This window comes from Flavobacterium sp. (assembly GCF_036741995.1).
Taxonomy (GTDB): Bacteria; Bacteroidota; Bacteroidia; order Flavobacteriales; family Flavobacteriaceae; genus Flavobacterium.
In genome coordinates, this window is the sequence record NZ_DAINRG010000026.1 from 23,632 (window position 1) to 36,751 (window position 13,120).

Sequence of the window (13,120 nt, forward strand, 5' to 3'; positions counted from 1 at the left end):
TATTTACATTCGTTCCGGAACTTCTATTCCCAATAATTTAAAGGCTGATTTTATGGTTTCGCCCACTTTTTGAGACAGTTGCACTCGGAAAGTTTTCTTTGTTATATTTTCTTCGCCCAAAATAGAAACCGCTTGGTAGAACGAATTGTATTCCTTGACTAAATCATAAGTATAATTGGCAATCAGCGCCGGACTGTGATTGTTGGCGGCATTTTGAATCACCTCAGGAAAAAGTTCGATTTGTTTTAGCAATTCTTTTTCTTTTTCGTGCAGCTCTATTTCGGTTACGGTATTCAAATCAAAATTGGCTTTTCGCAAAATGGATTGAATACGGGCATACGTATATTGAATAAAAGGCCCTGTATTACCAGCAAAATCAACCGATTCTTCCGGATTGAACAGGATTTGTTTTTTGGGATCCACTTTCAAAATGTAATATTTCAAAGCGCCTAAACCAATCGTCTTGAACAATTTTGCTTTTTCTTCTTCTGAATATCCTTCCAGTTTTCCTAACTCCGTGGCAATTTTTCCAGCTGTTGCGGTCATTTCTTCCATTAAATCATCGGCATCAACTACTGTTCCTTCACGGGATTTCATTTTTCCCGAAGGCAATTCCACCATCCCATAAGACAAATGATACAGGCTTTCAGCCCAATCAAATCCCAGTTTTTTAAGAATTAAAAACAATACTTTGAAATGGTAATCCTGTTCGTTACCAACGGTGTACACCATTCCGCCAACATCCGGGAAATCTTTCACACGCTGAATGGCAGTTCCGATATCCTGTGTCATATATACCGCAGTTCCATCAGAACGTAGTACAATTTTTCGATCCAAACCGTCATCTGTCAAATCAATCCAAACTGAACCATCAGGATCTTTTTCAAAGATGCCTTTTTCCAGACCCAATTGAACGACTTCTTTCCCTAACAAATAAGTATTGCTTTCATAATAGTAGCTATCGAAATCAACACCCAGATTTTTATAAGTTTGAGCAAAACCGTCATAAACCCATTGGTTCATGGTTTTCCAAAGTTGGATTACTTCCGGTTTTCCGGCTTCCCAATCTAACAACATTTGCTGGGCTTCTAAAATAATGGGCGCTTGTTTTTTGGCTTCTTCTTCGGTTTTGCCTTGAGTCATTAAGGCACTGATTTCGGCTTTGTATGTTTTATCAAATTCAACATAAAAATTCCCAACCAGCTTATCGCCTTTCAATCCGGTTGATTCCGGCGTTTGTCCGTTTCCGAATTTTTGCCAGGCTAGCATTGATTTGCAAATATGAATCCCTCTGTCATTAATGATTTGGGTTTTATAAACTTTTTTGCCCGAAGCTTTGATGATTTCCGCTACCGAATAGCCGAGTAAATTATTACGAACATGCCCAAGATGCAGTGGCTTATTGGTATTTGGCGATGAATATTCTACCATAACCGCTTTGTCATTTGTTGTTGGAGTTCCAAAACCAAAATCTTGATTGTCCTTTATTTCGTTGAAGAAATTTAGATAATAAGCATCTGAAACTACTATATTCAAGAATCCGGAAACCACATTAAAACGGGTTACTTCCGCCACATTTTCGACCAAGTAGTTCCCTATTTTGGTTCCGATATCCATCGGATTTCCTTTGATAATTTTCAATAAAGGAAAAATCACCATCGTAATATCTCCTTCAAAATCTTTGCGCGTCATTTGAAACTCAATTTTATCGGTGGCGAGATCAAATAGTTCCTGAATGGCAATTTGAATGTGTTTTGTCAGAATTTGTGAAAGTTTCATGGTAATTTCTTTTTGGTTGGCAAAGATAAACATTAGAATATAATTTTAATGACAACTAGGATTTATAAAAATAGGCCTAAAAACTAAAAAGGATAATTATTTTGTAAGTATAATACTCTTTTATTTTAAAATATTATGCTTTTCATCGATTTTTTTTGCATTTAAACGATTAATGTATCAATATTTGTTGTGTCAAAATCCCCAAGTCATGAAAAAATTATTACTATTAACCGCTTTCTTATTTGCCACCTTAGGTTTCTCACAACCTATATCGGTAAGTTCGACAAGTTACACAATACCACAATTGGTCAACAATGTGTTAATCAATTCCCCTTGTGTATCAGCAACAAACATCACCTGGAGTACCGGTTCCAACTTTGGTTCTTCCAATGGTATTGGATTTTTCCAAAATAACAATCCCAATTTTCCGATGCAAAGTGGTGTTATATTGAGCACGGGTAATGTTTTAAATGCACCGGGGCCTAATACAACTTTACTAAGTGATGGCTCAATGGCTTGGCCGGGAGATCCCAACTTAGAAGCGACATTGGCTGCAGCCGGAATCGCAATGGTATCTAAAAATGCTACGGTTTTAGAATTTGATTTTACACCGATTTCCCCGAATTTCAGTTTTGACTTTGTGTTTGCCTCAGAAGAATATGGTAATTTTCAGTGTCAGTATTCTGATGCTTTTGCTTTTTTGTTGACCAACATGGCTACAGGAGTAACAACCAATTTGGCTGTTGTTCCTAATACCACAGCTCCAATTTCAGTAGTTACGATAAGAGACTTTTTATATAACTCCTCCTGTCCGTCTGCCAATTCACAATATTTCGGAAGTTTTAACGGAGGTTCCTCTGCTGCTACTTCAGCGACAAATTTTAATGGTCAGACGAAAGTTTTAACGGCTGCTTCTGCATTGACACCAAATGTGCCTTATCATATTAAATTAGTAATAGCCGATAGAGTTGATCCACAATCCGATTCAGCTATATTCATATCCTCTGACAGTTTTAATATTGGTCAAGATGTTTTGGGCCAAGATTTAACAGTAGCTAACAATACTGCTATTTGCTTTGGAAATACCCACACACTTGATACCGGTTTGAGCACGGCCAATTATTCTTTTGTTTGGAAAAAAGACGGTGTAACTTTACCGGCTGAAACAGGAGCAACATTAAGCGTAACACAGCCAGGAACCTACAGTGTCACCTATACAAATCTTTTCAGCAACTGTCAACCCATCACCGATTCAATAGTAGTTGAATACTATCCTGAAATAATTACACAGGATCCTACTCCTATTTACAAATGTGATTCGGGTGCTGCTACGTATGCTTATAATTTAGATTTAAATACTCCAGTTGTTAAACAAGGATTAGATCCATTAACCACTGTTACTTATTATGCTTCACAAAGTGATGCTGATACTAATACAAATCCACTGCCTTTAGTATATAACACTGCTAGTGGGCAAACTATTTTTGTTAAAATTCAATTGCCTAATAACCCTTGTTATCTTGTTAAATCGTTTCCGTTATTGGTTTCTCCAGGACCAGTGGCTAATCAACCTCAAGACTTGGTTAGATGCGCCAGAACACAAGCCAACAATAATGCTACTTTTAATTTATCGCAACAAACAACAGCTGTTTTGAATGGGCAATCTCCAGCTATTAATATTGTTAGTTATTATACTTCATTAAACAACGCTAATAACCACATCAATCCTATTTCCAATTTGACCAATGGTATTTACCCTAATACTACCATTTATGTTAGAGTTGAAAATGTAAGCGACTCAACTTGTTTTAGCGTAACTAGTTTTAATTTAATTGTAAGCCCAATACCAGTTGTAGATGACTTGGAAGATGTATTGGTTTGTACTGATTATGTTTTGCAACCCTTAACTAATGGAAACTATTTCACTAGTTCAAATGGAAATGGCTTACCATTAGCTGCCGGAACTGTTATCAATCAATCTCAAACCATTTATATCTTTAATCAACCTGACGGACCAGGTACTTGTGGCGCCAATAGTTCTTTTAAAGTAACCATTGTTAATGCTTCAAATTTAACACCACCAAATGCAACAAGTTGCGGAAGTTATACTTTACCTAGTTTATTGCATGGAAAATACTATACCGCTCCCGGAGGAACAGGTAGTGTTATTCCGGAAGGAACCGTAATAACGTCCTCCCAAATTGTATATTATTACTTTACCACTACTACGGCTCCTTTTTGTGTTGTAGATTCCAGCTTTCATGTAACTATTTTACCAGCTGTCGAAGTTGGTGACCGACCAGATGTATTTGAATGTTCTTCTTATACCTTACCGGCCTTAACCATAGGGAACTATTATACAGGTCCGGCTGGAACTGGAGTTCAATTACCAGCTGGAACTGTTATTACATCAAGTCAAACCATATATGTTTATGTGTCTTCAACGATAAATAGCTCTTGTACAGATGAAGATAGTTTTGAGGTAATTATTGGTATGAATCAACCTGCTGATATTGCTCAATGTAATGGTTATACATTACCATCACTACCTATCGGTAATTACTATACCGGACCAATGGGAACTGGCCAGGTAATACCGGCAGGAACCATAATCAATGCTAGTACAACCGTATTTATCTATGCTCCAACAGCTAGTGGTGGTAGCAACTGTACTGATAATTTACATTTTAGTTTAAGCATCGCACAACCAGATGTCGACACGATAAGCAATGTGGCTGCTTGCGAAAGTTATACTTTGCCAGCATTAATTCATGGAGAATATCATACGGGTATTGATGGAACCGGAACTCAATTATATCCAGGGGATGTAATCCTTTCTACTCAAACTATTTACATTTTTGCCCGATTAGATGCTACCTGTTTTAACCAGTCCAGTTTTACGGTAACTATTAATCCGCTGCCAAATATTGACTCCCGTTCCGATATTGATATTTGTGACCAATATGTTTTAACTGCCTTGGCTGTTGGTAATTATTATACCGGTCCAAACGGAACCGGAACAATGCTTACTGCCGGTAGTGTTATCACTTCTTCACAAAGAATTTATATTTATGCGCTATCCAATAGTACTCCTGCGTGTAGTGCAGAAAATAGTTTTCAAATCAATATTTTCTCCACTCAGGCCGATGCACCACAAAATGTAATTGCTTGCGATACTTATACATTGCCTGGTTTAACTGTGAATAATAAATATTATACGCAATCAGGCGGGCCAAACGGTAGTGGGGTGGAAATTTTACCGGGAACTGTTATCACTTCCAGTCAAACTATTTATGTATTTAAAGAATCATTAATCAGAACTTCGTTTTCTTGTATTGATGAAAATTCATTTACTGTAACTATCAATAACACGCCTGTCATACCAGCCATTGCAAATGTAAACGCTTGTAATTCTTATACTTTACCGGCTTTGACAATTGGTAATTACTATACGGGAACCAATGGTTCCGGAACTTTATTAAATGTCGGAAATGTTATAACGACCACTCAAACCATATATGTTTACGCACATACTGCTACATCACCGGATTGTTCTAGTGAAAGAAGTTTTATTGCAACTATATTTAATGTTGATAATCTGCCAAATATAACCATCTGTGAAAATTATACTCTTCCGGCTTTGAGTGTTGGGAAGTATTATACTGGTCCCAACGGAACCGGAACTATGCTACCGGCCGGGACAGTAATTACAACATCTCAGACTATATATATTTATGCTCAATCGCATTTTACCACTAATTGTAGCGATGAAAGCTCTTTCACAGTTACTATAGTTGATACTCCGGTGGCTAATGCAGTGCCGGCTACCATGAGAACTGTGTGCGACGATGATGGAACTAATGATGGTTTGTATTCTTTTACTCTTACCAATTTATCAGCCACTGTACTTGGAGCGCAAACGGGTACCGAATTTACGGTAGCCTATTACGCTAGTTTAGCTAATGCTACACAACAAATCAATCCGTTGACCACTTCTACTCTGGCGGTTGTTTATGTTAGAGTAAATAATTTATTAGCTCCAAATTGCTATGATGTTAAACCAATCAATATCATTGTTCACAAATTGCCTGAGCCAAAACCGGTTGATGGTATCATTTGCATTGACAGCGAAACCGGAGCCCTTCTTAACCCATATACTATGCACACAGGTTTAAGTATAGCTTCTCATAGTTTTGTATGGACCAATGAAGCCGGAAATACTGTTGGACATAGTAATAGTTATCAGGCAATTTTACCAGGGGTATATACCGTTGTAGCTACCAATACAGCTACCGGCTGTGCTTCAGATCCGGTAAATGTTACTGTAACACCATCCGAGCCAGCCATTGTTACTTATACTGTCAGTGAGGATTTCTCAGAAAATCAGTCCATTACTGTGGTGGCAACCGGACAAGGAAATAATTTTGAATACCAATTAGACAACGGTAGTTTCCAAGACAGCCCTATTTTTGAAAATGTTGCTTCGGGTGTGCATTTAATTACGGTTAGAGATAAATATGGATGTGGTGTGGTAACAGTTCACGCCATAGTAGTCAATTATCCTAAATTTTTCACTCCAAACAATGACGGATATAATGACACTTGGAATATCAAAGATCTAGCTAATCAACCCAAAGCAATTATCACAATCTTTGACCGCTATGGAAAAATTTTAAAACAAATTAAACCAAGTAACAGCGGCTGGGACGGAACCTACAATGGGAACCTTATGCCGTCTGATGATTACTGGTTTGTTGTAAATTATAAAGATGAGAACCAAGAAGATAAAGAATTTAAAGCCCATTTCGCCATGAAGCGATAACCAACCTTAACCTACGGTAAAAACTCCCAAGCCCCAACTTGGGAGTTTTTTTATGTTAATGTTTGTAACATAATCAGACTTTTTAAGTCTACTAAGACATTAAAACAACAATCATAATACAATCATGAGAGTAAAAACTTTACTATTCTTTCTTTTCAGCAGTATTTCTTTTCTACAAGCCCAAAGCTCAGCTACTTCAGCTATTAACTTAGGAAGTGTTTCCGGAAAAGTTGTGGACAAAAACAGCAAACAACCGATTCCTTATGTAAACATTTCCATCAAAAAAGACAACAAAGTTGTAACCGGAGGAATCACGCAAGACAATGGTGCTTTCGCTATCAAGAACTTAGCGTTTGACAACTATACTGTCGAGTTTCAGTTCATTGGTTACAAAAAACAAACGGTATCCATAACCATTGACAATGCCGCCAGAAGCATCAATATGAACACCATACTGCTCGAAGAAGAAGCCGTACAATTGGAAGGTGTCGAAATCGTAAAAGAGAAATCCACCTACGAACAAAAAATCGATCGAAAAATTATAAACGTCGGGAAAGATTTGATTTCGGCCGGGGCGACTGCCGGTGAAATTCTGAACAACATTCCATCCGTAAGTGTGGATGCGCAAACCAACGCCATCAGCCTTAGAGGGAATGAAAACGTGAGAGTTTTGGTAGATGGAAAACCAACAAACATCGACCCTGCTCAATTACTAAAACAAATTCCATCAGCATCCATCAAACAAATTGAGTTGATTACCAATCCGTCTGCCAAATACAATCCGGAAGGCATGAGCGGAATCATCAATATTGTTTTGCACAAAAATGCCAATCAGGGCTTTAATGCCAGCATTAACAACGGAGTAACTTTCGCCAAAACACCTAAAGTAAATTCCTCTTTTGACATGAATTACAAAGTAGGAAAATTTAATTTCTATGGCAATTATGGTTTCAATCACGGATTGCAAAAAAACCATGGCTTTGTGAACAGCCACCAACCCAATGCGGAGAAAACAGTCGATTTTAATTTTGGCAACAAAAACACTTCGCACTTATACAAAGTTGGTGTAGATTTTTACCTGGATGATTTTAATACACTGTCGGTTTACACCAATCAGAATATCTATTTATCTAGTGGCAGCAGTACTACCAAGGTGGATTATGCGGACAACTCTACCCTTTCGGATATAGTGCAGAACAATCATAGTCATAACAAAAATCCATCGGGAACTTACAATTTTGATTACAAACACAAATTCAAAAAAGAAGGCGAAAATATCGAATTAGAAGCCAATTACAACCGAAACAAAGGCACGGAGCACAGTCAGTTTTATACCGTTGCTGATGTAGCTAGTTCGTATCTTAACGATATTACGAGTATTAACAACAACACAAAAATCAATTTGGACTATACCAATCCGTTGCCAAAAAATGCCAAATTGGAAGCTGGTTTAGAAACCCGAATTGAAAACACCACTAATGATTTTAATCTAAATCAAGCCTACAATTCCGATTTTTACTATGACCGAAAAATTCATTCGGCTTACGTAACCTATGGCAAACAATGGGACAAATGGGGCTATCAGGTTGGGGCTCGTTTCGAAAATTATACGGCTGACGCCAAATTCAATGCCGTAGATACCAATGACGAAAACGGAAACGGAAACACTACCGAAATCATCACAGACACTTTCAATGATAAAATAAACACGGTATATCCAAGCGGCTACCTTTCTTACAAATTATCAGACAACAACTCGTTTAATTTCAACTATTCCAGACGTGTGGACAGACCAAGCATTGGGCAGGTAAATCCCATCAGAGAATGGAGTACACCAACCGTTTCATCAGTTGGAAATCCCTATTTGAAACCACAGTTTACCAATTCATTTGAATTGAATTACACTCGTAAAACCAAAATCGGTTCTATCTCAAGTGTGGTTTTTTATCGAATGATTACCCAAGAAATCACCCGTTTAGTAGAAATTGACCCGAATGATCCAAACCGAAATATTTTGTCGTATGACAATTTCAAAGACAATAAGTCTTATGGTGCCGAAATTTCTGCCAATCTTGATTTTACCAAATGGTGGAGCGCCAATATCGGAACCGATATTTATTTCAAAACCATTAGAGGAACGGTGTCAAGTCAGTTTGTAGAAAAAGACGTTTCTATCTTCAACGGAAGAATCAACAATACCTTTAAAGCTACCAAAAACCTGCGTTTCCAACTTTTCGGAATGTATCGCGGACAAGAACAAGGCTTACAGTTTTTGAGAAAAAGCATGTACAAAACCGATCTTGGAGCCAGCTACAATGTTTTAAAAGGACAAGGAACCATCAGTGCTCGTGTAAGTGATATTTTCAACACTATGAATTTCAGCTTCGACGGTACCTTACCTTACAATCAGACAGGTGCTTTTTACTGGGAGAGCCGAAGCGTGTACTTAGGTTTCAATTACCGATTTGGTGGTGGTAAAAATGCGGCCATCCAAAGAAAACAAAGAGACAAAAACGAAACCCAAGGCGGTGGCGGAATGATGTAAAAGTTTATATTTATTTTGATTTAGTTGTAATGAAAAAGCCAAACGTACTGTTTGGCTTTTTCTATTTTAAACTAGTTGGTTTTACCACTTAATAATAGCGCTGGCCCACGTAAATCCGCTGCCGAAAGCGGCTAAAACTACCGTATCTCCGGTTTTAATTTTTCCTTCTTCCCAAGCTTGCGTTAGAGCAATTGGGATGGATGCTGCTGTGGTATTGCCAAATTTTTGAATGTTGTTGTACACCTGATCATCGCGCAAACCGAATTTCTTCTGAATGAACTGCGAAATCCTCAAATTCGCCTGATGCGGAATCAGCATATCAATATCGGAAACCTGCAAATTATTGGCTTGTAAGCCTTCATTAATCACTTCACTAAAACGAACCACGGCATTTTTGAATACAAATTGCCCATTCATGTACGGAAAGTAACTTTCGTCATCCGGATTATTATCGGCCAAAATATCGGTTACCCATCTTCCTCCCATACCTGGTGCCAAGACCGATAATTCTTTAGCGTGTTCGCCTTCTGAATGCAAATGTGTGGAGAGCACTCCACTATTGTCATCAGTAGCTCTGCTCAAGACTGCGGCTCCTGCCCCGTCTCCAAAAATCACGGAAACCCCTCGACCACGAGTAGTCATGTCCAACCCTATTGATTGCAATTCAGAGCCTACAATCAAGATGTTTTTGTACATTCCGGTTTTGATGTATTGATCGGCAATGGATAAGGCATAGACAAACCCGGAACACTGATTCCGAACGTCTAAGGCACCAACGGTTCTAAGCCCCAATTCTTTCTGTAAAGCCACACCCGGTCCCGGAAAATAATAATCGGGAGAAATGGTTGCAAAAACGATAAAGTCGATGTCTTCTTTGGCCACACCGGAACGTTCAATGGCAATTTTGGCCGCTTTCACCCCCATAGAAGTGGTGGTTTCGCCACTTCCTTTTACCACGTGCCGGCGTTCCTGAATTCCGGTTCGCTCCTGAATCCATTCGTCATTGGTATCCATTATTTTGGATAAATCATCGTTGGTAACAATATTTTCGGGCACAAAATAACCGAGTCCCGATATTTTAGAATGATACATAGTCTTTTTGTTAATTTGATAAAAACAGCCTGCTGAAATTGAGTTTCTTTTAAAAAAGCACCACACAAGGTAATCATTTTTCAGCGATTGCTAAAATATACTTTTTTGGGTTTTATGACAACTTTAAATACACCGAAGCTCCATCTTCAATGGCATAAGGACTTTCGAAAAAAAGCACCTCATCGTCATACCGAGCTTCAATCAAGTAATGACTACCCCGGAAATAGGATTTTTTGACCACAACTTTTATATCAGAACGGTCAGTAACCTCCAATTGATGCGGATAGACCAAATGAACTTTCCCAGCAATACTGATTGCATTGACATCGCCAAAAAGCGAGGCCGTGTATTTGTTTTCCGGCTGGTTGTAAATTGTTTGTGGCGTACCGTTTTCCAGAATTTCTCCTTTTTGCAAGACCAAAACTTCATCGGCAAAAGACAACACATCAGTACTGTCATGCGTGGCGATAATGGTGGTGATTTCTTTTTCTTTGAGATAGCCAAACAGTTTGCGACGCAGGCTGTTTTTCCTGAAGTTATCAATATGACTGAAAGGTTCATCGAGCAGAAGCACTTCGGGTTCTAGAGCCAAAACACGGGCAATGGCAACCCGCTGCATTTGTCCGCCACTTAAATTTTTAGCTTTCACATTGGCGAATTCCGTCATTTCGACTACTTCCAGTAACTCGGCGATGCGCTCTTGTTTTTCTTTGGGATAAAAGTTGGAAAGGTATTTGCCCACATTTTCGGCTACAGTGATATAAGGCATTAAATCGAAATCCTGTGCTAAGTATTTCATGTATTCCATGCCGGGAATGAGATGGAATTTGGGCCCCAACACTTCCTTTTCGTTCCAAAAAATCTGTCCTTGTTCCAAATCGTACAGCCCATAAATGAGTTTGAGTAAAGTACTTTTTCCGCAACCGCTTTCGCCAATAATCGCTAGGTTTTTTCCTTTTTCCAATGAAAAATGAATGTTGGAGAGCGTTACGGAATCCGAATAAGAAAAGGAAACTTGTTGTACTTGCAGCATTGTTTTGAAATGAATGACAAACTTACGAAGATTATTAAAAAGATAAGAGCGGAATTCAAACGTGGAATTTCGCTCTTATCACCCTAACCAATAAACAAAACAATCTTAATTTAAGCAATGTATTTTTCGAAAGACTTGGTGTCGATTCGTGCTTTTAAATCGTGTAACAAATTATAGAGTCCGAAGAAGGTTCGGTTGATGTATAAAAAATGCTTGGAACCTCTGTTGCCATTCATTTTGCGGAGTTGGGTGTCTTTAGAAAACTCTTCTCCCATTTGGGCAATTTTACCAAAGAAATCTTCATCCGAAAAATCAAAGTAATCACCATGAAACGGTTTGGTAAACAAACTCAATAACTCGTAAAATATTTTAGTAAAATACTCTGATTCTTTCTTGGAATCATCGGCACGCAAAATCTCTAATTCATATAACTTTTCGACAAACAACTTTGGATTGTCAATAATTTCCGGTCGAGCCAACTCAAAATACGGAATGTAAAAGGCTTCCGGAACGTGTTTGATGCAACCAAAATCTATAGCCACCAACTTATCTTCAGCATCAATCAAAAAATTACCGGGATGCGGATCAGCATGCACTTGTTTTAAATGGTGCATTTGATACATGTAAAAATCCCATAACGCCTGCCCGATTTTATCTCCTTTTGCTCTGTCTTCGTTGTGTGACGTAAACTCTGACAGATGTTCTCCGTCTATCCATTCCATCGTCAAAATCTTTTCAGAGGATAAGTCCGGATAGTATTTCGGGAAACGTAAATTTTCAATCCTTTGGCACCAATTCGAAACTTCTATGCTTTGTTTTAATTCTAAAACATAATCGGTTTCTTCGAGCAATTTGTCTTCAACTTCTTTAAAATACTTCTCTGAATCTTTGCCTTTCAGGTTGAACATTCGCGTGGCAAATGGTTTGACCAAGGCTAAATCAGAACTAATACTATCCGCCACTCCGGGATATTGGATTTTCACAGCAAAGTTTTTCCCATCTTTGGTTGCTTTGTGTACCTGACCGATACTCGCCGCATTCATAGCATCCGGAGTGAACGAATCGTATAATTCTTCGGGATATTTCCCTAAATATTTTTTAAATGTTTTTCTAACCAAGGGCGCCGACAAAGGCGGAACCGAAAATTGGGACAACGAAAATTTATCTACATAGGCCTGTGGCATAATACTTTTATCCATACTTAGCATTTGAGCGACTTTCAGCGCGCTGCCTTTCAGGTTTTTCAATCCGTCGTAGATATCTTCGGCATTATTTTCATTTAGTTTGTCTCGATTCAAAGAAGGATTGACCATTTTTTCGCCATAATAAGCAACATAATTGCCTCCTACTTTGATTCCGGTTTTAACCAATTGGCTGGCTCGTTCTATTTTTCCTGTTGGAATTTTGTCTAAGGTCTTCATCTGCTATTGCATTTTTTCTTTCCAAAGAAATTTCCCTAAATCGAGTAAGCTTTCCAAGGGTTTAGTATCTAACAAATCAACTACCGTGTTGACTGATTTCTCAATCAGCACATCGGTCTTTTCAAACCCTTTGGAAGTATCCTCTAACCAAAACTTCAATAAGAATAAGAACTGTAGCCAAGCACCTTCAGAGAAAATGGGTTCGGTTACTTTCGCCACTTTCCCATAGGGCTCTGAAGGTTTTGACTTTATGGTATTTACGACATAGTCTTTAAAATGGTTTCGGAAATCTTTTAAATTTTTCAGATTTTTTAATCCTTCTTTATTTTCTTTTAGCGAAAACAAGACGTAACTTCTGTTTAACGTTAGTATTTCAAACAAGGTAAAATAGAGCGTCAATAATTTATTTTTATCCGAATAGCTCTCGA

Annotated in this window: 7 protein-coding genes; 2 read left to right on the forward strand and 5 right to left on the reverse strand. The window is 38.2% G+C overall.

What is annotated here, in order from left to right:
• Positions 1-3 precede the first annotated feature (3 nt).
• Entirely contained in the window at positions 4-1,779 is a 1,776-nt protein-coding gene (gene argS, locus V7D82_RS08975) for an arginine--tRNA ligase (protein WP_333600648.1), read from the reverse strand.
• Positions 1,780-1,987: 208 nt separating this feature from the next.
• Between argS and V7D82_RS08980 the strand changes: the two genes are divergently transcribed.
• Both V7D82_RS08980 and V7D82_RS08985 read left to right on the forward strand, forming a co-directional pair.
• Entirely contained in the window at positions 1,988-6,601 is a 4,614-nt protein-coding gene (locus V7D82_RS08980) for a choice-of-anchor L domain-containing protein (protein ID WP_333600641.1), read from the forward strand.
• Positions 6,602-6,725: 124 nt separating this feature from the next.
• A complete protein-coding gene (locus tag V7D82_RS08985) occupies positions 6,726-9,146 on the forward strand; it encodes a TonB-dependent receptor domain-containing protein (protein ID WP_333600642.1) in 2,421 nt (806 codons plus the stop codon).
• 81 nt (positions 9,147-9,227) lie between these two features.
• Here V7D82_RS08985 and V7D82_RS08990 read toward each other — a convergent pair whose 3' ends face one another.
• From V7D82_RS08990 to V7D82_RS09005, 4 genes are all read right to left on the reverse strand, one after another.
• Positions 9,228-10,238, reverse strand: coding sequence for a 3-oxoacyl-ACP synthase III family protein (locus tag V7D82_RS08990; RefSeq protein WP_333600643.1), 1,011 nt, complete (start codon positions 10,236-10,238; stop codon positions 9,228-9,230).
• 112 nt (positions 10,239-10,350) lie between these two features.
• Positions 10,351-11,271, reverse strand: coding sequence for an ABC transporter ATP-binding protein (locus V7D82_RS08995; protein ID WP_333600644.1), 921 nt, complete (start codon positions 11,269-11,271; stop codon positions 10,351-10,353).
• A gap of 110 nt (positions 11,272-11,381) precedes the next feature.
• Complete coding sequence (locus tag V7D82_RS09000) at positions 11,382-12,692, reverse strand: ABC1 kinase family protein (RefSeq protein ID WP_333600645.1); 1,311 nt, start codon at positions 12,690-12,692, stop codon at positions 11,382-11,384.
• A 3-nt stretch (positions 12,693-12,695) separates the two neighbouring features.
• A partial coding sequence (locus V7D82_RS09005) for a TetR family transcriptional regulator C-terminal domain-containing protein (protein WP_333600646.1) occupies positions 12,696-13,120 on the reverse strand: 425 nt, incomplete at its 5' end.